The 24,168-nt window shown below is 46.6% G+C and carries 20 protein-coding genes, 7 tRNA genes and 1 riboswitch; of the genes, 6 read left to right on the forward strand and 21 right to left on the reverse strand.

Annotation, left to right across the window (positions count from 1 at the left end):
* Positions 1–252: 252 nt before the first annotated feature.
* The 3 genes from CCC70_RS05640 (at position 253) to CCC70_RS05650 (ending at position 5,096) form a co-directional block, all read left to right on the forward strand.
* Positions 253–2,004 (forward strand): ABC transporter ATP-binding protein, encoded by a 1,752-nt coding sequence (locus CCC70_RS05640; protein WP_118368619.1) that lies wholly within the window; start codon positions 253–255, stop codon positions 2,002–2,004.
* Between the two features lie 11 nt (positions 2,005–2,015).
* The gene (locus CCC70_RS05645) at positions 2,016–3,902 is read left to right on the forward strand and encodes an ABC transporter ATP-binding protein (protein WP_118752823.1); all 1,887 of its coding nucleotides are present in this window, start codon (positions 2,016–2,018) and stop codon (positions 3,900–3,902) included.
* A 147-nt stretch (positions 3,903–4,049) separates the two neighbouring features.
* Entirely contained in the window at positions 4,050–5,096 is a 1,047-nt protein-coding gene (locus CCC70_RS05650; RefSeq protein ID WP_287084426.1) for a transglutaminase domain-containing protein, read from the forward strand.
* 131 nt (positions 5,097–5,227) lie between these two features.
* Here the strand turns inward: CCC70_RS05650 and CCC70_RS05655 are convergent.
* The 7 genes from CCC70_RS05655 to CCC70_RS05685 all read right to left on the reverse strand — a co-directional run bounded on the left by CCC70_RS05655 (position 5,228) and on the right by CCC70_RS05685 (position 5,883).
* Positions 5,228–5,307 (reverse strand) — tRNA-Leu (locus tag CCC70_RS05655).
* Between the two features lie 67 nt (positions 5,308–5,374).
* A tRNA-Lys gene (locus CCC70_RS05660) sits at positions 5,375–5,447 on the reverse strand.
* A 10-nt stretch (positions 5,448–5,457) separates the two neighbouring features.
* Positions 5,458–5,529 (reverse strand) — tRNA-Gln (locus tag CCC70_RS05665).
* 10 nt (positions 5,530–5,539) lie between these two features.
* Positions 5,540–5,613 (reverse strand) — tRNA-His (locus CCC70_RS05670).
* 5 nt (positions 5,614–5,618) lie between these two features.
* Positions 5,619–5,692, reverse strand: a tRNA-Arg gene (locus CCC70_RS05675).
* 18 nt (positions 5,693–5,710) lie between these two features.
* Positions 5,711–5,781: transfer RNA gene (locus CCC70_RS05680), tRNA-Gly, on the reverse strand.
* Between the two features lie 27 nt (positions 5,782–5,808).
* A tRNA-Pro gene (locus CCC70_RS05685) sits at positions 5,809–5,883 on the reverse strand.
* Positions 5,884–6,140: 257 nt separating this feature from the next.
* Between CCC70_RS05685 and CCC70_RS05690 the strand changes: the two genes are divergently transcribed.
* Positions 6,141–6,914, forward strand: a complete 774-nt coding sequence (locus tag CCC70_RS05690) for a hypothetical protein (RefSeq protein ID WP_118752796.1) — start codon at positions 6,141–6,143, stop codon at positions 6,912–6,914.
* Between the two features lie 68 nt (positions 6,915–6,982).
* Here CCC70_RS05690 and CCC70_RS05695 read toward each other — a convergent pair whose 3' ends face one another.
* The 11 genes from CCC70_RS05695 to pckA all read right to left on the reverse strand — a co-directional run bounded on the left by CCC70_RS05695 (position 6,983) and on the right by pckA (position 18,984).
* Positions 6,983–9,526, reverse strand: a complete 2,544-nt coding sequence (locus CCC70_RS05695; protein ID WP_287084427.1) for a histidine kinase N-terminal 7TM domain-containing diguanylate cyclase/phosphohydrolase — start codon at positions 9,524–9,526, stop codon at positions 6,983–6,985.
* Positions 9,527–9,528: 2 nt separating this feature from the next.
* Positions 9,529–11,160, reverse strand: coding sequence for a GH3 family domain-containing protein (locus CCC70_RS05700; RefSeq protein ID WP_178818263.1), 1,632 nt, complete (start codon positions 11,158–11,160; stop codon positions 9,529–9,531).
* Positions 11,157–11,738 carry a hypothetical protein gene (locus CCC70_RS05705; protein WP_118752799.1) on the reverse strand — a complete coding sequence of 194 codons (582 nt, stop codon included), beginning with the start codon at positions 11,736–11,738 and terminating at the stop codon, positions 11,157–11,159. The genes CCC70_RS05700 and CCC70_RS05705 overlap by 4 nt, the downstream gene beginning before the upstream one ends.
* 238 nt (positions 11,739–11,976) lie before the next feature.
* A complete protein-coding gene (locus CCC70_RS05710; protein WP_021650292.1) occupies positions 11,977–12,456 on the reverse strand; it encodes a metallophosphoesterase family protein in 480 nt (159 codons plus the stop codon).
* Complete coding sequence (locus tag CCC70_RS05715; protein WP_015526017.1) at positions 12,453–13,037, reverse strand: XTP/dITP diphosphatase; 585 nt, start codon at positions 13,035–13,037, stop codon at positions 12,453–12,455. Before CCC70_RS05715 ends, CCC70_RS05710 begins: the two co-directional genes overlap by 4 nt.
* Entirely contained in the window at positions 13,034–14,191 is a 1,158-nt protein-coding gene (locus CCC70_RS05720) for a THUMP domain-containing class I SAM-dependent RNA methyltransferase (RefSeq protein ID WP_021650290.1), read from the reverse strand. Before CCC70_RS05720 ends, CCC70_RS05715 begins: the two co-directional genes overlap by 4 nt.
* Positions 14,188–14,730: a phosphodiesterase gene (yfcE, locus tag CCC70_RS05725; RefSeq protein ID WP_118752800.1), complete on the reverse strand. Its 543-nt coding sequence runs from the start codon at positions 14,728–14,730 to the stop codon at positions 14,188–14,190. The genes CCC70_RS05720 and yfcE overlap by 4 nt, the downstream gene beginning before the upstream one ends.
* 86 nt (positions 14,731–14,816) lie before the next feature.
* The gene (locus tag CCC70_RS05730) at positions 14,817–15,149 is read right to left on the reverse strand and encodes a rhodanese-like domain-containing protein (RefSeq protein WP_118513209.1); all 333 of its coding nucleotides are present in this window, start codon (positions 15,147–15,149) and stop codon (positions 14,817–14,819) included.
* A 112-nt stretch (positions 15,150–15,261) separates the two neighbouring features.
* Entirely contained in the window at positions 15,262–15,465 is a 204-nt protein-coding gene (locus CCC70_RS05735; RefSeq protein WP_118752801.1) for a hypothetical protein, read from the reverse strand.
* A 306-nt stretch (positions 15,466–15,771) separates the two neighbouring features.
* Positions 15,772–16,701 (reverse strand): cation diffusion facilitator family transporter, encoded by a 930-nt coding sequence (locus CCC70_RS05740; protein WP_118752802.1) that lies wholly within the window; start codon positions 16,699–16,701, stop codon positions 15,772–15,774.
* A gap of 200 nt (positions 16,702–16,901) precedes the next feature.
* Positions 16,902–17,083, reverse strand: a riboswitch (NiCo riboswitch).
* A 296-nt stretch (positions 17,084–17,379) separates the two neighbouring features.
* Positions 17,380–18,984 (reverse strand): phosphoenolpyruvate carboxykinase (ATP), encoded by a 1,605-nt coding sequence (gene pckA / locus CCC70_RS05745; RefSeq protein ID WP_015526024.1) that lies wholly within the window; start codon positions 18,982–18,984, stop codon positions 17,380–17,382.
* A gap of 351 nt (positions 18,985–19,335) precedes the next feature.
* Between pckA and CCC70_RS05750 the strand changes: the two genes are divergently transcribed.
* Positions 19,336–20,634, forward strand: coding sequence for a threonine/serine ThrE exporter family protein (locus CCC70_RS05750; RefSeq protein ID WP_287084692.1), 1,299 nt, complete (start codon positions 19,336–19,338; stop codon positions 20,632–20,634).
* Positions 20,635–20,729: 95 nt separating this feature from the next.
* Here the strand turns inward: CCC70_RS05750 and CCC70_RS05755 are convergent, their stop codons facing one another.
* A complete protein-coding gene (locus tag CCC70_RS05755) occupies positions 20,730–21,485 on the reverse strand; it encodes a DUF4866 domain-containing protein (protein WP_021650449.1) in 756 nt (251 codons plus the stop codon).
* Between the two features lie 15 nt (positions 21,486–21,500).
* Positions 21,501–22,148 (reverse strand): YoaK family protein, encoded by a 648-nt coding sequence (locus tag CCC70_RS05760; RefSeq protein WP_118752824.1) that lies wholly within the window; start codon positions 22,146–22,148, stop codon positions 21,501–21,503.
* A 166-nt stretch (positions 22,149–22,314) separates the two neighbouring features.
* On the opposite strand from CCC70_RS05760, the gene CCC70_RS05765 reads away from it, so the two are divergent.
* A complete protein-coding gene (locus CCC70_RS05765; protein WP_015526026.1) occupies positions 22,315–23,193 on the forward strand; it encodes a LysR family transcriptional regulator in 879 nt (292 codons plus the stop codon).
* A 28-nt stretch (positions 23,194–23,221) separates the two neighbouring features.
* On the opposite strand, the gene CCC70_RS05770 is transcribed toward CCC70_RS05765, so the two are convergent.
* The gene (locus tag CCC70_RS05770; protein WP_118752825.1) at positions 23,222–24,049 is read right to left on the reverse strand and encodes a PRD domain-containing protein; all 828 of its coding nucleotides are present in this window, start codon (positions 24,047–24,049) and stop codon (positions 23,222–23,224) included.
* Positions 24,050–24,168: the final 119 nt, after the last annotated feature.

Here is a 24,168-nt window from a genome sequence, read left to right on the forward strand (position 1 = left end):
CCCTGCAAAAATTTAACTCTATATAGACCCTCTAAAGGGACCTGAATCCCATTCTTTCCCTGTTCTACAGGCGAATATTAACTTTTAATATACCGCTTAAAGGATGTTGTGTCAAGCATTTCGCACATGTTTATCTTGACATTAAAAATAATTTCCCCGATAATAGTAGCTGAACAATATATCTGTTCTATAGCAGCCCGGAATCCTTTCCAGTAGTGCTGTCTTTTGAACAGTAAAGAAAGGAGATTTTTTATGCTCAAAACCCTTCTGGCCCAGGTCAGGGAGTTTAAAAAGGCATCGTTTCTCACGCCTTTTTTCATGATCCTGGAAGTTCTCTTTGAAACTCTGATCCCCCTGGCCATGGCTTCCATCATTGATAAGGGTGTGGAAGCCGGAAATATCGGCCATATCTATCGGATGGGTGCAGTCATGGTAGCTCTTGCCCTGTGCGGACTCTGGTCCGGCGTCATGGGAGGAAAATACGGAGCACTGGCCTCCACAGGCTTTGCCAGAAACCTCCGAAAAGCCATGTACACCAACATCCAGACCTTTTCTTTTTCCAACATCGACAAATACAGCACTGCCGGCCTGATCACCCGTCTTACCACAGATGTGACCAACCTGCAGAACGCTTATCAGATGATCCTTCGTATGTGTACCCGTGCACCGGCCAGTCTGATCTGTGCCATGGTCATGGCATTTCTTATCAATGCAAAGCTTGCAAGCATCTACCTTGTCGCTGTTATCTTCCTGGGAGGCTGTCTGATCTTTATCATGAGAAAAGCAACGGTATATTTTCAGGCCGTATTCCGTAAATATGACGACCTGAACGCAAGTGTCCAGGAAAACATCGGCGCTGTACGCGTGGTCAAGGCCTATGTCCGCGAAGACTACGAGATCAGCAAATTCCAGAAAGCCTGCAACAAAGTATACGAAATGTTCTTAAGTGCTGAGAAGATCGTTGTCATGAACATGCCCCTGATGCAGTTTACCGTTTATGCCTGTATCCTGGGGATCAGCTGGCTCGGCGCCAAAATGATCGTAGGCAGCTCCCTTACTACCGGTGAGCTTATGAGCCTTCTCACCTACTGCATGAACATTCTCATGAGCCTTATGATGCTTTCCATGGTTTTTGTTATGGTAACAATGAGTATTGCCAGCGCAGAGCGTGTTACGGAAGTCATCAATGATACTGCTGACATCACAGATCCGGAGGATCCGGTAACAGATGTCCCGGACGGAAGTATCGTCTTCGATCATGTGAATTTCAGCTATAAGAAAGACAGTCAGGAACCCGTTCTGAAAGATATCAATCTCTCGATCCGTTCCGGCGAGACCATAGGGATCATCGGCGGTACCGGAAGTGCAAAATCCAGCCTTGTCAACCTGATCAGCCGTCTTTATGACGTAACGGATGGTTCTGTTTCCGTAGGAGGCATCGATGTCCGTAAATACCATCTGGAATCTCTCAGAAATCAGGTTTCCGTTGTTCTTCAGAAGAATGTACTCTTCTCAGGAACCATTCTGGAAAATCTCCGCTGGGGTGACAAAAATGCCACAGAGGAGGAATGCCGCCGCGCATGCCAGCTTGCCTGTGCCGATGATTTCATCGAAAAAATGCCGGACAAATACAATACCTTCATTGAACAGGGCGGCTCCAATGTTTCCGGAGGCCAGAAGCAGCGTCTCTGTATTGCCCGCGCTCTTCTGAAGAAGCCGAAGATACTGATCCTGGATGACTCCACCAGTGCGGTAGATACTGCCACAGATGCAAGGATCCGCCGTGCCTTTGCCGAGGAGATCCCGGATACCACCAAGCTGATCATCGCACAGCGTGTTTCCAGCATCCAGAACGCGGACCGGATCATCGTTATGGATAACGGTGAGATCAACGGTTTTGGTACCCACGAGGAGCTTCTTAAGACCAACGCCATTTATCAGGAAGTATTTCATTCACAGACCGGCGGCGCCGGTGATTTTGACGAGGGAGGTGAGCCGGCTTGAAAAAACAGAACATGAAAGGCCCGGGCGGTCCTGGCCCAAGGGGTATGGGAACACCGGAGCAGCAGGGAAAGCTTCTGGGACGCCTTGCCCGTTATATCTTTAAAAACTACAGTATCCATATCGTGATCGTGGTGATCTGCATTTTTGTCAGTGTTCTTGCCAATGTACAGGGAACCATGTTCATGAAAACCCTGATCGACCAGTATATCACACCGCTTCTCTCAGCAGATACACCGGATTTCGGGCCTCTGGCTGCAGCCATCGCACGTGTGGCATGCTTTTACGCCATTGGTGTTATTGCCACCTATACTTATAACCGTATCATGATCAATGTTTCCCAGGGAACCTTACGTAACCTCCGAAACGATATGTTTGCAACGATGGAAACGCTTCCCATCAAATATTTTGACACTCACGCACACGGCGATATCATGTCCATCTACACCAACGACATTGATACCCTGCGCCAGATGATCAGCCAGAGCTTTCCGCAGCTGCTTTCCAGTGTGATCACCATCGTCAGTGTTCTTGTAAGTATGCTGATCCTGAATGTTCCGCTTACTGTAGTTACCCTGCTTATGGTTGCCATTATGATGACTGCCAGCCGGAAGCTTGCAGGCTTAAGCGGAAAATATTTCCTGGAGCAGCAGACCAACCTTGGTATTGTCAATGGTTATATCGAAGAGATGATGGAGGGTCAGAAGGTTGTCAAGGTCTTCTGCCATGAGGACGAAAGCATCCGGAAATTCGATGAACTGAACGACCAGCTTTTCACCAGCGCAGACAATGCAAACCGTTTTGCCAACATCCTGATGCCTGTGGTCGCACAGCTTGGAAATGTCAGCTATGTGATCTGCGCCATGGTGGGCGGTATCCTTGCTATCAACGGCATCGGCAGCTTCACACTTGGCGGGCTTGCCAGCTTCCTGACCTTCAATAAGAGCTTCAACATGCCTATCAACCAGGTCAGCCAGCAGTTCAACAGTATTGTTATGGCTCTTGCAGGTGCAAAACGTATCTTTGATCTTCTGGATGAAAAACCGGAAGTGGATGAAGGCTACGTTACTCTCGTCAATGCAAAAGAGGAAAACGGTGTTCTTACCGAATCCGACAAACGTACCGGCCGCTGGGCATGGAAGCATTTCCACAAAGCTGAGGGTACCACTGATTATATCGAGCTGAAGGGTGATATGGTCCTGGAGGATGTAGACTTTGGTTATAATTCCAACAAGATCGTTCTCCATGACATCAACATGTATGCACAGCCAGGCCAGAAGATCGCTTTTGTAGGCTCTACCGGCGCCGGAAAAACCACCATCACCAATCTTCTGAACCGTTTTTACGACATTCAGAAGGGTAAGATCCGTTATGACGGCATCAACATCACCAAGATCAAAAAAGATGATCTCAGACGCTCCATGGGCATCGTTCTTCAGGATACCAACCTGTTCACAGCAACCGTTATGGAAAATATCCGCTACGGAAAGCTGGATGCCACAGATGAGGAGGTTATCGCAGCAGCAAAGCTTGCCAACGCCGACGGTTTCATCCGCAGGCTTCCGCAGGGTTATAATACCCTTCTCCGCGGAAACGGTGCAAACTTAAGTCAGGGCCAGCGACAGCTTCTCTCCATTGCCCGTGCAGCCGTCGCAGACCCACCCGTCCTAATCCTGGACGAGGCCACCAGCTCCATTGATACCCGTACCGAAAAGCTTGTACAGGATGGTATGGATAAGCTGATGGAAGGCAGGACGACCTTTGTGATCGCCCACAGACTTTCCACAGTACGCAACAGTGACTGCATCATGGTCCTGGAGCAAGGACACATCATCGAGCGTGGTTCCCACGAGGAGCTGCTTGCACAGAAGGGCCGGTATTATCAGCTGTATAACGGCTGATCCAGGCTCACAGTTATTTTCGATCTAAAATATTCAATACCAAAAACATGCAGGGTGTATCTTTTCTGATAGTCCTGCATGTTTTTTTATGCTATAATCTTTGATTGAAATCTATTTTTGCGGAAAGGAGTCTCCGTATTTTTATATATGAAACAAACTGAAGAATATTACTACGGCAAAATGTCGAAAGATAAACAAAACGTGTACCGTGCAATGCTTCACGGGCTTATGGAGCTTTCCGACGAGTTCCTGATCCCGCAGGTACCAACCACCGATGGAAACTGGCTCTATGATGTATTTTTCCAGCTTCGTCTGGATCACCCGGAGATTTTCTGGGCTGTGGGGTTTAAATACCGTTATTACAAGGACTCGCCAAATCTGATACTGATTCCTGAATATATCTTCGACAAAAATAAAATCCGGGAGCAACAGAAAGCCCTGGGAGCCCGCGTAGACAAGCTTGTGCGCACCGCCATGAAGTTTTCCGAGTGGGATAAGGAAAAATATGTCCATGACTTCATCTGCGAAAATATCCGCTACGACAAGCTGAAAAAGCCATATTCCCACGAGATCATCGGGCCTCTGGGCCATGGTGTCGGTGTCTGCGAGGGAATTGCCAAATCTGTAAAGGTCCTCTGTGATACTCTCGGTGTGTGGTGTATTATCGCCATCTGTGGGAACAATCCGGAAAAAGGGATCAAATACCGTCATACCTGGAACATTGTCCGGATCAACGGACAGTACTATCATCTGGATGCCACCTTCGATAATACTTTGGGCAAAAACGAAGACGGCTCAACCAGTATCCGTTACGATTATTTTAATCTGGATGACAAAAACATCTTCCGTGACCATGAACCACTGATCGCTCCGGCACCTCGCTGCCCGGATGGAAACCACTTTTATTACCGCGAGAAAAAGCTGTCCTTCACCAAATTGGAAGACGTATACAAACGTGCCCTCCAGGCCGCAAAAAAAGACCGCGAATTCACCTTTCACTGGCGAGGCGGATATCTCACCCGCGAAGTCCTCGCAGACCTTGTAGATCAGATCCAGGCCGCAGGAAAGACACGGGACAAAAAAGCCATCATCACACTCAACTGGCCTCAGGCTGTACTGCGATTTCATTTTGCGGAACAGCAGGCGGAAGGGAAGGTGTTTATTGAGGAAGTGAATGAAGGGGAGAAACTGTAACGTCATTTAAGAAATTCGATAGAGTCAAAATGCCACATATCATTATGCATATGTGGCATTTTTCTGTGAATATAATTCTAAAAATTAAAAGACTTTCCATAAATCAGATTTATAGAAAGCCTCTTGATCACTGCGGATAACAGGACTTGAACCTGCACGGTTGCCCACTGGTACCTAAAACCAGCGCGTCTGCCAATTCCGCCATATCCGCATATTCAATTATATTATCATCCTGTCTGATGATAAAAAAATAACGGAAAGCAAATGCTTTCCGCTAATGAGGCATCGGGGATTCGAACCCCGGACAACTTGATTAAAAGTCAAGTGCTCTACCGACTGAGCTAATACCCCATAAAAAGGACTGGGCTAGCTGGATTCGAACCAGCGAATGCAGCAGTCAAAGTGCTGTGCCTTACCGCTTGGCGATAGCCCAATGGGCGAAGGGTGGATACAGGGATTCGAACCCTGGGCCTCCAGAGCCACAATCTGGCGCGCTAACCAACTGCGCTATACCCACCACAACGTGCCTGAAGGGATTCGAACCCCCGACCCACGGCTTAGAAGGCCGTTGCTCTATCCAGCTGAGCTACAGACACATGCTCTCTTCTCAGAGAAGCGGGTGATGGGAATCGAACCCACGTATCCAGCTTGGAAGGCTGGTGTTCTACCATTGAACTACACCCGCATGCTTGCGGTAATAAGTTTACAGCAGTCGGGGTGACAGGATTCGAACCTGCGGCCTCCTGGTCCCAAACCAGGCGCTCTAGCCAAACTGAGCCACACCCCGATGTACCATTTACTTATGGTTTTTATTAAGTTGTTGTCGTCTTCGTTTGTGTTTCGTTTCCTGCCTGACGACAAGTGATATTATATTATAGCAATCTACAAATGTCAACACCTTTTTTGAATTTTTTTAAAAAAACTTTTTTTCACGTTTTTTCCGCCTATTTAAAGGTTTTCTTGTCATTTGCGACTGGCTTATGGTATCATGAAACCATAATTAAAGTCAAGAAAAAAAAGCAAATAATAAGGAGATGTTTTTACATGGATATAAAATTATTTCAGCAGAAGCTTAATGACATCTGTGCCATCGCTGAGGAAAACAATAAGCAGCTCTCACAGCAGCAGATCCGTAACCATTTCGATGAATCGGATCTAAGCACTTCACAGCTTGTAAAGATCCTGCAGTATCTCAAATTAAAAGGGATCACCATCGAAGGCGCCGATGAAGGCACCGGTGCTGCTAGAGCAGATGCTGTTTCATCCGAATCCAGCGACAAGGAAGAGCTTCCGGGTACCCGTGCTGCTCTTACTGCCGAAGAACAGGCTTATCTCAGTGACTATATGGAAAGCTTTTCCCCGGAAGGACTTGATCCGGATGATCTCGCGTCCCTCTTTCAAGCCTTTGCAAAGGGCGACACTGCTGCCGAAGGTGCACTGACACAGTTCTACATGGCTCAGGCAGCCCAGATGGCCGCTGAACTGAACTGTGAGGAAATCCACCTGGCCGATCTCATTCAGGAGGCAAATCTGGCCCTTCTGGCGTCTCTCAAAGAGACTGCCCCACAGGAGAAAAACGATACCTGGATGCGTGGTCGTATCCGCAGTGGGATCCTCCATGCCATTGAGGAACAGACACAGCAGAAATTCCGTGACGACTATCTGGTATCCAAGGTAGAAAACCTGGAGGCTGCGGTTAAAGAACTCACAGACGATGATGACGCCACCAAATTCACCATTGATGAGCTTGCCGTGATCCTGGATATGAATGTGGATGAGATCCGGGATGTACTTCGCCTTACCGGAGATGATAAATAAAGCTTTCTTCATATTCTTCACAAAAACGGGTCTGACATAGCTTGTCAGACCCGTAATCTTAATATTCTTTATGCTTTTTCTTCCCGTTTCAGCTCCGCCGGTTCTGCCAGATGGATCTTTCCTTCCCGAAATATGTGGATAAATACCTCCGCCATATCCGGATCGAACTGTTTTCCTTCCTCTTCTCTTATGATCCGAAGAGCTTTTTCCACTGGCATCAGTTCTTTATAACAACGTTTGGATGTCATGGCATCAAAGGAATCTGCGATGCAGAGGATCCTTGCAGATGCCGGGATATCTTCTCCCGCGATCCTCCTTGGATAGCCGTTTCCGTCATAACGTTCGTGATGACCAATAACCGCAGGGATAACATAATCCAGCGACGGAAGGTGACGGATGATCCCGATGGACGCTTCCACATGACCTTTCATGATCTCATACTCTTCATCCGTAAGCTTGCCTTCTTTATTCAGGATATGCTCCGGGATCCCGATCTTTCCAACATCATGAAGAAGCGCCGCCTGACGGATGATCTCCACCATTTCCGTTGTATAGTTCAGCGCCTTCGCAAGACTTGTTGCGTAATAAGCCACATTGTTGGAATGTCCGAAGGTATAATGATCTTTGGTATCAATGGCTGCAGTCAGCGCATAGATCGTGGATTCATAGGACTGATAAATATGTTCATGATCGGATTTCTTACCCGCATTTTCTTCATCCAGGCTTTCCTTCAGCATGGTGTCAAAAATCTCGATGCCGTTTTTACCGCTGCGCTTTACATGATATACTGCCAGGTCCGCATTATCCAAGAGCTCCTTTGCTGAGCGTGCCGCATAAGGCGCCGCACTGATCCCCACGCTTACCGTAAGGATCTTCAGCTTGTAGTCTGCAGAATCGTTGCGCATATGCAGGATCTGCTTCTGTATGGATTCTGCCAGATTTCTGGCGGAAAAAACATCGTAATTTGGCATCAGGACCGCAAATTCCTTGGCACTGTGACGTGCCACATATCCCTGTTCTCCCACACTTGCCTGGATGATATCTGCCACCTTTCGAAGTGCAACATCTCCCTGCTGATTTCCGTACAGCTGATTGTACAGCTTGAAATCATCAATATTGAACAGGATCAGTGCAAACGAACCCTCTTTATTTTTTTCGTATTCCTCATCCAGGATCTCATAAAAATATTTCCGGTTCAGAAGGCCCGTCAGTTCATCGGTCCTTGCCTCAGTCCATGCCGCCTCATAAAGTCTGGCATTTTTGATGGCAATGGAAGCTACTGAGCTGACCGAAGACAGCATGGCAAGGTCATTATGGTTCAGATTCCTGTGTCCGTCACCGGAAATCGCAATGATCCCGGCCAGATCATCATTTTGTCGAAGACCTGCACAGTATTCGATACCCAGCTCTGAAAACATATGTTTCTCCGACTCCCACATGGATTTGTAGGCTGTGGAAGAACGAAAATCCCGGATCACCACACAGTCCTCATTTCTGGTAAGCCAGGTGACCACCGGATTATCCGCTTTCAGCGAAAAGGTCAGATCGTTCAACGGACGGTTGCTGTAAACAGCCTGATATTCCCCTGATTTTTTGTCTCTCAGACAAATATAGATCCGTCCTGCATTGGTAGTTTCCTTCAGCACATTTACCGTATTGCGCAGGATCTCTCCTACCCGGAGTGTCCTGGATACTGACTGGCTGAAATCTTTCAGCTCCTGAGACTGCTGGATCTCTTTTTTGATAAAAACATTGTTCATCAGACATTTCCACAGCACTGTGACCAGCCATGCAGATATGAGAAAAACGAAAGAAAAGATCAGCACATGATACTCACTGGCTGCAGGGAGCAACATTCGGATATAACTCATCAGGTACGGTGAAAGATTGATAAACAGTACTACCGTCAGGACCACGCCCACACCAAAGCAAACCCCATCTGACGCAAGACGGCGCATCTGGAACAGCCGTCTTCTGGTCAGTGCATAAAGCATCAGGACAGCATTGATCAGACCACTGACAATATCGATGGGGAATCCGGAAAATGCCGGCACTGCCAGCGCAAGGTTTCCCACAAAAATGATCAGTATCCCCACAAGGATCGGTTCGATCTGTTTGCGGTATCCGGGATGTCTCCGGCATCCGCGGTACATGGTAATAAAGATCTGGATAATGGTGATCCCTGCTACCACAAAGAACAGAAGGAACCAGGGTGTGATCTTATAAACAAAATGCGCACCACCGTTTTTACGGATCAGATCTGGCCAGCGCAGGATGATCCCGCCCGGGATGTTGATCACAAAAAGCAGCAGCATCAAAAGCAATGGGATCTTGCTTTTTCTGCCCATACGCACTCCCATGAATTCACTGATGAACACATAGTAAAAATATGGCAGAAACAGGATTCCTGCCAGAGACACATAATACCACAGGATATAAGAGGGTCCTGCTTCCATACGCATCAGAAAAGAGCCCAGCGTCCAGCAGAGCATTCCTCCCAGCACACACATGAAACTGTTGATGATCCGGCTGCGCTTACCAGCCAGAAGAGTCAGTATCATAAATGTATAGAAAAAAACTGAAATGATTGAAAATGATATATAGCTTTCCATAGTTACTTCCTCATATTCCCGAATCCGATCTCATCCTGCAGTCTCAAAAGTTCCGCCACCTCATAATAAGGAGTGCTCATATGCCGTGGTTTCCGTCCTTTTCTGGACTCATACAGATGAAAGGTACCACAGCGCAGGATGGTCACCACAAGGGGATCCATTCCCAGGATTTTCTTCAGATCCCGGTAATCCTGATCGATATATTTGAAATACGTGGTCAGAAGTTCTTTCAGAATATCCGTGCTCATAGCCTGATACATCAGCGCTTCTTTTTTTACTTCTATATAAAGATGCAGATATGGGCGTTTTTTCTCATTATATTCTTTCACTGCGATCCAATCCGTAACCGGCTGCCCGGACAGCTGGATCACACTTTTGATACCATTTTCCGAAATCCTGGTAAAGCCTGCGATATCAATGATCCACGGAACACGGTCTATGTACTCAAATCTTGGGATCTGTGTCCGGTCCTCCTGGTTGGTAAGACCCACGCACCGATACATATCTCCCACACGGTACCTGGCAAAGGCTCCGCCCTTCAGCACAGTGATCACAAGCTCATATTTCTCCCCGGGAACAACCTCATCCATAAGATAGGTCGGAGGAGTGAACGTGGGATCCTCATAATTATGGAGCATATCCTTTTCGGTGATAAATTCATAAAAGCAGGTATCCGGGAAAAAGTACATTCCGTTCCTGGTCCAGGTCTCGGTTCCTATAATGGAAGGTTCCGTTCCTGCAAAAAGCTCCATGGGCCGAACTCCCCACATTTCCTCCAGATCATCCTTATAGCACTGGTTGTCGGTTCCTGCCACCATAAATCCCTTCAGGTGAAAAAGGTCTTTCGGAAGAAGCTCCCGTTTCTCCTTCTTACAGATCTTTTTGGCATTCAGGATCCTTTTCAGCATCTTTGGTTTATACTGCAGAAGTTCCGAAAAGGAGATTTTGCTTTTTCCTGATGATACGCTTCCGGTGAGGCTCTGGCTTACTGCATAGGCCACACTTCCAAGTCCGAAGAAAAATTCCACGTCCTGTTTCATGGCCATCTTGAAGCCCTCTTTATTCCGCTCACCAAAGCTCATATTTACCGCATCTTCCACTTCCGGAAGAAAACGGATGTCGATGTCCTCTTTCAGCGCCAGTGGAAAAAGGCCGGTAGCAAAAGGCAGCGGTGCCAGTCCGTAAAGGATCTTGTCTGTTTCCTCCACATCAAATTTGCCCTTTTCACGGCTTGTAGCCAATATGAGGCAGGCAACTACATTGTTCCTGTAGGTATCCAGCATACTTCTTGTGTATGGTGCTACCTTTATCGGATGGCGTCCGCCTTCCCAGGTCGTCTGTATCCAGATGATCGGATTCCCCGGAAGAGTTTCACTTCTCTTCTGGAGGAGCATATCCGCATAATCCTCATAAGTGGTAAGAGGTACCAGCCGACGGAACTCGTCGATCCCGGATGGTCTCCTGCCCTTCAGAATGCTTTTGCCCAGTTCACAGTCTGACCAGAGCTGGATCTGCTCTTCCATCAGGCGATTCTGGATCTTCATGTAATCCTGCATTGTCAGATCAAGAAATCCGCAATATTCTTTCCAGATAGCATCATACTGCTGTTTTCGAAGCTTTTCGCCAAGACTCACCGCCTTTTCCCCCCTTTTCGCCATGTTTTTATGCAGGCAGCTGTACTGTTTCGGTCTGGGATCAGAAAGGGAGTTGTCTGCTGATACGCTCCGTAATTACTGAATGTTTCCGGAAACACGATCCTGTCCTGGTAAAAAATGTACAATATATTCCACACGATAAGGACCCCAAAAGCCCCCATTGCCTTCCCGGATCCCAGAAATCCGGCCAGGCAAAAATAAAATCCGGCGAACCACAGAACGCCAGGATGTCGGCAGAGTGCATAAACACCCCCTGTATAGGCCAGCCTTTCATGATTTTCTTTGACATATGTCTCATCAAAGGGCAGCGCAAAAAACAATGTATAGATCAACAGTCCCAGAAACAGGATCGCTGCTGTCAGAAAAACAGCAGAAATAAAAAAAGAACTTCCCCGCCGCGGCCAGCAGCTCCGGATCACCAGACCTGTTGACACTGCGATCAGGAAACATCCTATGCTAAAAAACGGATGAAGAAAGCTTTTTTTCAATCGGATACTGTTATGATCATACAGGAAGCAGCATAAAAAGCCGATACTCCCTATAATAACCGCAGTCATGCGTATTTTCCCCCTTCATTTATGTAAAGCGGACCTTCTCATTCCGCTCTGCTGCATTCTCAGGAACGAGACCCATTCATGGTCAGTACCCTAAAGAATGCTCTATATTACTAGAAAACAACTACTTGTTCATTATATAGCACATAGCTGACTTTCGCAATCGTTTTTGACTAATATATGCTGAATATTGGCACAAATTTTATCAATTATGACAGTTTATTTGTTTTTTCTGCCGGAATCAGAGGTAACGAATCTCTACGTGCATTTCGCCCTTTCCATCTGTCTCCATTACTGCATAGCTTGGACGGCGTCCCCGTTGTCTGGGATAAGCCAGACTTCCGGGATTTACCAGAAGCACACCTGCTTCCTTTTCAACAACCGGTACGTGGATATGTCCGAAAAAAGCTGCATTGCATCCCCTTGAGCGGGCAGCTTCTGCCAGCTGATCAAAGGCCATGGATACACCGTAGTAATGACCGTGAGTTACCAGGATCTTATTTCCCTCGACCTCGATCACATCTTCTCTCGGAAGATCCGAGAAAAAATCATTATTTCCGGACACAATACTGCAGGGACATTCTGCAAGGGCTTCGATATAAAATTCTCTGCCTTCCACATCTCCACAATGTACCAGCATGTCAAAAGGAGCCTCCCGATTTATCGCGATCTCCAGGTTTTCATCTCTTCCGTGAGTATCGCTTACGATCAGCACCTTCATACAAGCTCTTCCTTTATAAGGCAAAGAGCTTTTCCACGATGGCTGATCCTGTTCTTTTCTTCCATGGAAAGCTCTGCGGAAGTACAGCCATATTCCGGAAGATAAAAGATCGGGTCATAGCCAAAGCCATTCTCCCCTTTTTCCTCGTAGCCGATGCGGCCTTCCATGGCAGCACGGACTGTCTTTCTTCTGCCATCCGGGAAAACTGCCGCAATAGCACATACAAAACGTGCAGTACGTTTCTCATCGGGTACACCTTCCAGACGCTGGATCAGGTTTGCGTTTTTAATATGATAAGAAGTATCCTCACCCATATAGCGTGCGGAATAGATTCCCGGCTCTTTGTTCAGATAGTCGATCTCCAGACCGGAATCATCTGCCAGAACGATCTCGCCGGTCATTTTACTGATTGCTTCTGCCTTGATCATGGCATTTTCTTCAAAGCTTTTTCCATTTTCATCAATATCCGCATGGATCCCGGCATCCTTCAGGGAAAGGATCTCCAGAGAAGGATCCGCAAGTATCCTTCGGATCTCCTTCATTTTATCCTCATTTCCGGTAGCAAAAATGATCTTTTTCATTCTTTAATACTTCCTTTCTTCGGCGGACGTGGTCCAAGAAACTGGTAATAGTAGGTTTTCATCATTCCGTTATAGATCTTACGGTTTTTATCTGCCTTTCGGCCGATATCATTCTCTGCCTTGTCATAGGCAGTGATCAGATACATGGACCAGCGATCCAGCCCCTTATAGCTTTCACCGATCTCACGGTACAGTGCAGGGAGATTGGATTTTTCTTCGATCCGCTCACCATATGGCGGATTTGTCACGATAAAACCAAAGGGTTTGGAATGGCGGAGTTCACTGACCGGGCGCTGCTGGAAATGGATCAGTCTGTCCACTCCTGCCATTTTTGCGTTGGCGCGTGCTGCCTTGATGGCAGCTGCATCGATATCAAAGCCCTGGATATCGGTTTCAATATCAAGATTTACACGTTCTCTGGCTTCTTCTCTTGCATCCTCCCAGCATTCCTTCGGGATCAGATGCTCCCAGCTCTCGGCCAGAAAATGACGGTTCAGTCCCGGCGCCATATCCGCTGCCATCATTGCCGCCTCAATGGGAAAGGTTCCGCTTCCGCAGAACGGATCGACAAGAATACGGTCCTTTTTCCAGGGAGTGAGCATCAAAAGAGCGCTGGCAAGAGTCTCGGTGATAGGTGCCTTGACAGTCATCTGGCGATACCCTCTCTTATGGAGGGATACTCCTGAAGTGTCGATTCCGATCAGAGCTACGTCTTTCATAAAGGCCACACGGATAGGAAATTCCGGACCATCTTCCGGAAACCAGGAAATCCCGTAGATGCCTTTGAGACGCTCTACAATGGCTTTTTTCATAATGGACTGGATATCAGATGGACTGAAAAGCTTACTTTTGATGGAGTTTGCCTTGGCTACCCAGAATTTACCGTTTTTCGGTATGTAATTCTCCCATGGGAGGGCCTTGGTCTTTTCAAAAAGCTCATCAAAAGTCTCGGCCTTTACTTCGCCTACTTTCAGAAGCACACGTTCTGTGGTACGAAGGAACAGATTGGCGTCTGCCACACCCTGGGCATCAGCCTCAAAGGTTACTCTTCCGTCTTCCACCCTGGTCACTTCATAGCCAAGATCCAGTATTTCACGCTTCAGCACCGCCTCTGTTCCAAAATGACAGGGCGCCGTTAATTCCCACAGATTCATAAAGTGATCTCCCGTACTGTATTTCCTTCAAAATCTTTAATGGTAAAAATTCCGTTCTCAAGGATTGCATAGGTCGGCGGGTTACCTTCCTTTGGAATGGATACGGAACCTGGGTTCAGAAGGATATAATTCCCCATATTTTCTGCCTTCAGCACATGTGTATGACCGTGGATCAGAATGTCTCCGTCCATCATCGGCGGAAGATTATCCTTATTATAGATATGACCATGTGTGGCGTACATCGTTTTTCCTTCGATGGCAAGGATACAGTAATCTGCCATAACCGGGAAGTCCAGGACCATCTGATCCACCTCTGCCTCACAGTTTCCGCGTACTGCATAGATCTGATTTTTTCTCTCATTTAAAAGGCGGATGACTTCCTTTGGTGCGTATTCCTTCGGAAGGTCATTTCTTGGTCCGTGATAAAGCAGATCTCCCAGAAGCACCAGTCTCTCCGCCTTCTCCGCGTCATATGCTTCCAGCATTTTCCGGCAGTAATATGCCGAACCATGTACATCGGATGCAAACATATATTTCATAATCTTTTCTCCTTGTAATTTGTGTTGGTTTTTATCTCTGTTCTTTACATTATCATGATTTACTTTAAAATACAAGATTTGTTGTTTTATCCGCGCACAAGATTTCTCCCTCTGTAGGCGGCAAATCCACCGATCACGGATCTGGTACGGCAGCCCTGTCTTGCCAAGCTTCGGGCAGCCTGCATGCTGGCACCACCGCGATCGCAGTAAAGTATCAGCAGTTTATCTTTGGGAAAACGGTATTTCTGATCCTGTTTTTTTTCAAGATATTCCTCCAGCTCTCTGTATGGAATATTTGCCGCGTTCCGGACATGTCCCCTTCTGTATGCGGCAGGATCCCGGAGATCTATGATAACAGCGTCACTGCGCTCCACATAATAATCCAGCATTTTTGCAGAGATAGTTTCAATCTGAAACATGGAAAAAATCTCCTCTTTTTGGTATATTATATGGAAGCTTCCGGGTGAATGTTCCCTTATATGTATTTAAGCGGGAAAAGCCATCTCTGACTTTTCCCGCTTTTCTTATCCTTTAATATCTGTCAGAGCCTCTGTCCTTCTCAGAATCATATTCATCGGAAATTTTGTTTCCGTAGCTGCTTTTGGAACTGTTTCTGGAAGAATTTCCCGCACTGTTCTTAGAGCTGTTTTTTCCGCAGTTTCTGGAAGCACTTTCCCCGTGATTTTTTCCTGCATAATTAGACTCATTTCTGTCTGTTTCGTAATTTTTCGCCATTTGAATTACCTCCTGATGAAGTTGATTTTACGGCTTTCCGAAGCTTTCTGCCGCTTTTTATTACAGGAAATAGTATCCCAAAAAGTTTGGAGATTATTCGCCAAAATCATATTGCTTTTTTTTCCAGTTTATATTATAATCATTCTTGTAAAAAGAATTTACCCTTCAAAAATTTTTTTTACATAACCCCTTATTTAATTATTTATACTCCCCTCGAAACACCCGGTAGCTCCCCTACCGGGTGTTTCTCTATACAAAAAACAAGCCACCGGATGACGATCACAGTCGCTCCGGCAGCTTGTTTTTTTATACGTTGATCGGATTTACATGCACCATACAGTGCTTTACATCTTTGAATTTATTCTCGATCGTATGATGTACATTTTCCGCAATATCATGTGCATCAAAAAGGGAAATACTTCCATCTGCTGCGATCTCGATATCCACATACATCTTGGATCCGAAAAGACGGGTTTTAAGAAGGTCTACTCTTCTGACGCCCGGTACCTTGAGGATCTCTCTCTTCATGGATTCCTCAGTTTTTGCATCACAGGAATGATCTACCATCTTGTCAATGGCATCCCTGAAAATGTCGATCGATGCCTTGGCGATCATAACGCAGATCACGATACTGGCGATCGGATCCAGGATCGGGTATCCCAGTCTTGCTCCTAAAATACCGACAAACGCTCCGATAGAGGAAAGTGCATCTGAACGATGGTGCCATGCATCTGCCATCAGGGCTCCCGAATTGATCTTCTTTGCAGCACCTCTTGTATACCAGAACATCCACTCTTTTACCACAATGGATACCACTGCTGCAATCAGTGCAAGTGTTCCCGGAATGGCAATGGTTCCGCCGGATGTGCTTTTTACAATATCACGGGCACCGGTAATTCCGATCCCGAGACCAGTGACAAGCAACATTCCTGCAAGGACAATGGAAGAAACACACTCCATTCTTTCATGTCCGTACTGGTGCTCTTTGTCTGATTTCTTTGTAGAAAGACGGACACCGATGATTACGATGAAGGTGCTTCCCACATCTGATGCAGAATGAATGGCATCCGAGATCATCGCTCCTGAATGTGCCACAATACCGGCAACCAGTTTAAATACGGATAATAAAAGATTTACCAGGATACTGATCCCGGATACCTTCATTGCTGTCTGCTGTTCCCATGAAGCTGTTTTTTCTGTATCATGTATAATTGTTTTGTTTTCTGTGTGTTCCATAAACAGGACCTCCTTTTAAATATATGATCAGGTTCTTCTTATGGCACAACATTTTCCGTGAAAAAACCGGCGGTTCCCTCACTACTCGCTGCAGTGCGATTTTCCGCCGGTGTTCTTTCTTTTCTGTATAAGGATATCCCAGCTTCTACCTTCTGTTCCATCCATATTTTGCAGTAAAAAAGACATACCTGCGAAACATACACTGTCCCGCAGATATGTCTGAAAGCAAAGTCACATTCTGCTTCACCTCATATTCCGTGAATGCAGGTTCTTTGCAATTACGTTTAAATCCATATCCGCTGCCGCTTCCTGCGGCCCGGCCCCATGCCTTCGGATAAATATTTTCGATTCCGAAAAGCATCGCCTGCTCAGTTTGTACTGTTGATCTCGCATCCTGTTCGAATGTAATGCAGTGCAAAGAGAATTTTTGCAGTCTTACGGGTCTCCCGCTTAACTTCTCAGAAAGGATACACCATATGCCCTTTGTTAGTCAAGCCAAAGTTTTTTATTTTACAGGTAGATATCTTCAACTTTCTGTTTATTCCATGTCTGGAAACATGCTTCGCACTGCACAGTTCTATATCAAATAATAGATCCTCAGTTGTTTGTCCAAAAACCGGGAGCGGATAAATCCGCTCCCGGTTAAGTCTACGATCTGTATTCAGTTGGAATGACTGATTATGCCTGCGGGCCGGCTGCAACGAGTGCTTTACCAGCTGCATTTCCTTCATATTTAGCAAAGTTCTTAACAAATCTTGCAGCAAGATCTTTAGCCTTTGTCTCCCACTCTGCAGCATCTGCATATGTGTCACGTGGGTCAAGGATTGCAGGATCTACACCCGGAAGCTCTGTCGGAACCTCGAAGTTGAAGAATGGGATCTTCTTTGTCGGAGCTTTAAGGATAGATCCGTCAAGGATAGCATCGATGATACCACGAGTATCTTTGATGGAGATACGTTTTCCAGTTCCATTCCATCCTGTGTTAACGAGGTATGCTTTCGCACCGCTCTTCTCCATTCTCTTAACGAGCTCCTCAGCATATTTTGTCGGATGAAGCTCAAGGAATGCCTGTCCGAAGCATGCGGAGAATGTAGGAGTAGGCTCTGTGATTCCACGCTCTGTACCAGCAAGTTTAGCTGTGAATCCGGAAAGGAAGTAGTACTGTGTCTGCTCCGGTGTCAGGATAGATACTGGAGGAAGTACGCCGAATGCATCTGCGGACAGGAAGATAACCTCTTTCGCTGCCGGTGCAGAAGATACAGGGCGAACAATGTTCTCGATGTGGTTGATCGGGTAAGAAACACGTGTGTTCTCTGTTACGCTCTTGTCAGCGAAGTCGATCTTGCCCTCAGCATCAAGTGTTACGTTCTCAAGAAGAGCGTTTCTCTTGATCGCATTGTAGATGTCCGGCTCAGACTCTTTGTCAAGGTTGATAACCTTAGCGTAGCATCCACCCTCGAAGTTGAATACTCCGTTGTCATCCCAGCCATGCTCGTCATCACCGATCAGAAGACGCTTAGGATCTGTGGAAAGTGTTGTCTTACCTGTTCCGGAAAGACCGAAGAAGATTGCTGTGTTCTCTCCGTTAAGGTCTGTGTTTGCAGAGCAGTGCATGGAAGCGATGCCCTTCAGCGGCAGATAGTAGTTCATCATGGAGAACATACCTTTCTTCATCTCTCCGCCGTACCATGTATTAACGATAACCTGCTCACGGCTTGTAATGTTGAACATTACAGCTGTCTCAGAGTTCAGTCCTAATTCTTTGTAGTTCTCAACTTTAGCCTTGGATGCGTTGTAAACAACGAAATCCGGCTCAAAGTTCTCAAGCTCCTCAGCTGTCGGCTGAATGAACATGTTTGTTACGAAGTGTGCCTGCCATGCAACCTCAACGATGAAACGGATAGCCATACGTGTGTCTTTGTTAGCTCCGCAGAATGCATCTACTACGAAAAGTTTCTTGTTGGAAAGCTCCTTCTTGGCAAGATCTTTAACTGCATTCCATGCTTCCTGAGTTGCCGGATGGTTATCGTTCTTGTACTCATCGGATGTCCACCAAACTGTGTCCTTGGAGTTCTCATCCATAACGATATATTTGTCTTTAGGAGAACGTCCTGTGTAGATACCTGTCATTACATTGACAGCACCAAGCTCACTGACCTGACCCTTCTCAAATCCTTCAAGCTCCGGTTTGGTCTCTTCCTCAAATAATGTCTCGTAGGAAGGATTGTACACGATCTCAGTTGTTCCGGTAATACCATACTTTGTTAAATCGATTTTTGCCATCTTAACATTTACCTCTCTTCTTTAATAGTAATTATGATAGCCACCTACTGCTGCAGGTTTTTGTCATCCTGCCATAGGAATTGGTCATTCCAACATCCCTATCCACAATTATACATAAATTGTACGTAAAAGCAACCAAAAAAATTCATTTTCCGCAAAAAAATGATAAATCTTTAACAGTGACGTTTTGGTACTGTCAGATTTTACTCCATCTATACTTGACTTTTTCAGAATAATGGCTACAATATATCTGATTATAGTTATTATATATATTTATAATAGTAACTATATGATTTTAATATATAGAAAGAAGTGATTTCTGTGTCAGATATTCCGGTTAAACGTAATCATATGAAAATCCCCTGGCACAACTACGTAAGCGCCAGGAACAGCCAGCCCATCACCGAGGCTTCTCTTTCCGAAAAAGCTTCCCTGATCGGCCGTACAGGCATGATGCTTCTCTCCTGTGGGACCGGTGCCTGGCGGGTACGGAGTTCCATGAATACATTGTCAGAAGCACTTGGTATCACCTGTTCCGCAGATATCGGACTGATGTCCATAAGCTACACCTGCTTTGACGGTGAGAGCAGTTTTTCCCATACACTTAGTCTGACTACCACCGGCGTAAATACTTCCAGACTGAACAGGCTGGAACATTTTGTCAGTGATTTTCCTGCGGAGGGTATCCATATGAGCGGTGAAGCACTGCACAGTCAGTTAGATGAGATCGAGCGGATCCACGGGCTTTATTCCCCTGCAGCCCTGGGACTGGCTTCTGCACTGGCCTGTGGTGCATTTACTTTTCTTCTGGGCGGTGGCCCGCTGGAAATGATCCTGGCTTTTGCAGGCGCAGGCATCGGAAACGCCATCCGCTGCAAGCTTGGCAAGCATCATTTTACTCTGTTTATGTGCATTGCAGTTTCTGTTTTCTCAGCCTGTCTTGTATATGCAGGCTTCCTGAAGCTGGCAGAGCTTCTGTTCCACATTTCCGTCCAGCATGAGGCCGGATACATCTGTTCCATGCTGTTTATCATTCCGGGCTTTCCGTTTATCACAAGCGGGATCGACCTTGCCAAGCTGGATATGCGTTCCGGTCTGGAACGACTGGCCTACGCCATTATTGTTGTAATGGTGGCTGCTGTCTCTGCCTGGCTGATGGCACTGCTTCTTCATCTGAAGCCTGTGGATTTCCTGCCTCTGGAGCTTTCGACAGCTCAGAGGATCCTGTTCCGGCTTCTGGCAAGCTTCTGCGGGGTATTCGGCTTTTCGGTCATGTTCAACAGCCCTGTCCGTCTAGCCGCAGCTGCCGCCTTCATCGGCGCACTGTCCAACACTTTGCGTCTGGAGCTTGTTGATCTTGCCGGTTTCCCACCTGCTGCCGCGGCTTTTTTCGGAGCACTGACAGCCGGACTTCTGGCCTCCCTCATCAAAACCAAAGTGGGATATCCCAGGATTTCCATTACCGTACCATCCATTGTGATCATGGTTCCCGGACTTTATCTCTACCGGGCAATCTACAATCTGGGGATCATGTCCCTGAATGTTTCCGCCTCCTGGTTTGCAGCTGCGATCCTGATCATCGTTGCTCTTCCCCTGGGCCTTATTTTCGCCAGGATCCTTACGGACAAAATGTTCCGCTACTGCACCTGATGGGCATACAAAAAGGACTGCTTTCTGTAGCTTCCGGTCATCAACTATCCTTCTGATAACCGGAGCAATACAAAAGCAGTCCTTTTTTGTACATTCTATTTCATTACGATCTCATCCGCGATCCCGATCATTTTTTCCAGGCGGTCCGCAAATTTATGGATGGGGAGAAAAACGCCCAGTCCGTCATAACGTTTTCCACCATCCTCCACAGAATCCTGCCCATAATACACAAAAGCTCTTGGAAGCTTCTTCTGAATTGCCATCATGATATCCCATACAGCCGCATAGGCCTGTGCCTCCGTTTCTTTTTCCCTTACGCTGTCCGGAAGCTCATACACCAGCAGCACACCGATATGTTCGCCCATTTTGTACTCTTCTACTTCCATGGTAGCTTCATCATAGGCATGTCGCTTCCGGTAGCCATACGCCAGATACATCTTTACACCAGGTTTCTCCCTGTATATCCTGCGAAATCGGTCGTAATCCCTGTCACTTACATGGATTCCCTTTTCCCGCAGAAAATTTCCTTTTTCATCTGTGAGAAATACCGGATTCTCCTGTCCATCTGCATTGAACCTGAACGGTGCCAGAAAAGAATTTCGCAGAAGATCAAACATACTGTTCTGGCAGATCGCCATAAGGAGAGCAGTCAAATCACGGTTTTTATATGCGTCCAGCAATGCATAGGCGAATTTTTCCGGAGGAAGATATCCGCATTCTATGTCTGTATCCGCATCCATGGATTCATAGAAGGTCTCCGTCAGCCGTCTGCACGCCTCCGGATCCTTCAGGATCTTTTCAAATAAAAGCTCCGCCTTTTCCTCTCTTGGGAATAATGTGCTGTTTTCCACAATTCCTCACCCTTTCTAATCTCTATGTTTACTGGAAAACATCAGAATAAAGCTGATCAGAAGCAAAACATCCGATACCCAGATTGCCGGGATCCCCAGCCTCATGGACAGATTTCCTCCGCCACCGGCTCCAATGGCAAAAAAGAAAATTATTCCGAAATAATAAAGAGCCTGCTTCAACTGTTCCGGACGTTTTTCACGACAATACACGGACAACGCCGCCGTGCCGCTTCGTAAATTTCCGATGCACATGGTGCTTGCATAGGAATAACCGCCCACCTTCCGGAAGGTCTGTACCTGCATGGCGCAGGAAAAGGATACCAGTACGGTTGCTAGCATATCCAATTCTCCCGGCATAAATCCCACCGCAAAAAGGATCAGGATCTCGATCAGCAGGATCATCTGCCTCCAGTGAAGTTTTTTTGCATATTTAAAGGTACTCTGGATCCGCTCCGCCGCTACAACACCAATGGCAAAGGCTAAAACAGGGAACAGGTACCTTAAGCCCTCTCCCCACTGTCCTGTCATAAAATTTTGGCTCATCAGAACCACGTTGCCTGTCTGGGCGTTGGAAAACACCTCATCTCTTGTAAAGTATGTGTAGGCATCCTGAAATCCGCCGGACATTGCCAGAAATACACTTGTGATAAAAGCTTCTGACATCTGCCGGTCTGCGCTCTGCAGCTTTCTGCCTCCTGAAACCACTCTAAATCACTCCTGTCATTGATTTTTTTCCTCGGGTGTATTATAGTTTGCTCAGAAGCAAATGTAAAAAGTATTATTAATATCGTAAACATATTAAAATCATATCACAGGATGGAGACAATACATGATCACTTACGACTACTACCGGATCTTTTATTATGTAGCCCAGTATAAGAGCTTTACCAAGGCAGCAAGAGCTCTTCACAACAATCAGCCAAATATCACCCGCTGTATGAACAACCTGGAGCAGGAGCTGAAATGTACGCTCTTTCTCCGCTCCAACAAGGGAATCGCACTTACACCGGAAGGCCGCCAGCTTTATGAACACGTTGCCCTGGCTTTTGAGCAGCTGTCCATCGGCGAGGAGGAGATCCGCCAGAACGGAGAGCTGGAGCATGGTCTGGTTTCCATCGGCGCCAGCGAAAATGCCCTGCGTCTGATCCTTCTGGAAAAGCTGGAGCTGTTCCGCGAGCAATATCCCCATGTTCGCCTGCGCCTCTTTAACCATTCTACTCCTCAGGCAGTACAGGCACTGAAAAATTATGCGGTGGATTTCGCTATTGTCACCACTCCGATCTCCATCCGCAAACCTTTACAGAAAAAAAGTCTCCTGCGTTACCGGGAGATCCTTGTATGCGGAAGCAAATATAAGGATCTGACCACTGCCCCTATCAGCATCCATGAGCTTCAGGATCTGCCCTTTGTAGGTCTTGCGGAAGGGACCAGCACCAGAGAAATGTATATGAATTACTTTATGGAAAACCGTGTTTCTTTTCATCCTGACATCGAGGCAGCAACTACAGACCAGGTCCTTCCCATGATCGTCCACAATCTGGGAATCGGCTTTTACCCCGAGCCCCTTGCCCGGGAAGTGATCAATGACGGGAAGATTTTTGCCCTTCAGCTTAAGGAGCCGCTCCCTCAGAGAGAGGTCTGCTTAGTCACAAACAGCAGTACTGCCATGAGTACTGCTGTCAAAAAAGCTATTGAATTTATTGTGTAAATCCCTGAGGCGAATCAGCCATTTATATTTATTGCTCCACTGTCCGCTCAATATGCATGGCAAGATAACCGATCTCGATAGGGTCCAGCTTTTTCCCAAGGCTTTTGCCCAGACTCTCGCAGACATCCTCTGCGATTCTGTAGGATTCCGGATATTTTTCTTCTATATATTCATTCATATCCAGCTTCAGCGTCTCCCCTGTGGAGACACGAGCTACCATATATTTGATATGGTTCATCATACGGTTGTAGGACAGGGAGATCACATCGATCTTTCTTCCTGTGGCCATCTCGATCATGGCGATACATTCCCGCACCGTTCTTGCTGTCTGCATGGCAACAGACACATTCTCATCTCCAAGTGCTGAGTGAATATGAAGTGCCACATATCCCACCTCATGCTCGTCGATCTCAATATCCATCCGCTCCTTCAGGATCTTCTTCAATACCTCCGCCACCTTGAATTCGCTGTAAAAAAGCACCTTGATATCATCCGTCAGGGGATTGCTGATCTGCTCATGATTCCGGATACGTCCCACTGCAAAGGAAATATGATCAGCAAGGGAAAACAGGATCCTTCTGTCTATGGTATCCCCAAAGGTCTTCTCAGCTTCTCTCAATATCTCATCTGCGATCTCCAGAAATTCCGGTGCTACGCTCTTTGCCAGTTCTTTTGCTGAGCCACGTTCTGTCTCCTGAGCCAGCCTGTAAAGGGTACAGTCTGCCGGAGCCTCAAAACGCTGGCTGACCTTCTTTCCAAATCCCACACCTTTTCCCAGAAGCACATATTCCTGGTTTTCTTCCATATCTATGGCAATGATGCCGTTATTGTTCAATACCTTGCTCACTCTGTACATCTTTTTCCCCACCATTTTTATATATCCTGCTGCTTTTCCACATTCCACCACTGTCTGCCCCGGATTTTCAGTCGGCATTTTTGTCTGCAGCTGTTGATTTTCTTTATCGTAACAGAATC

Source organism: Blautia sp. LMAG:89, assembly GCF_008679485.1.
GTDB lineage: Bacteria > Bacillota > Clostridia > Lachnospirales > Lachnospiraceae > Blautia_A > Blautia_A fusiformis.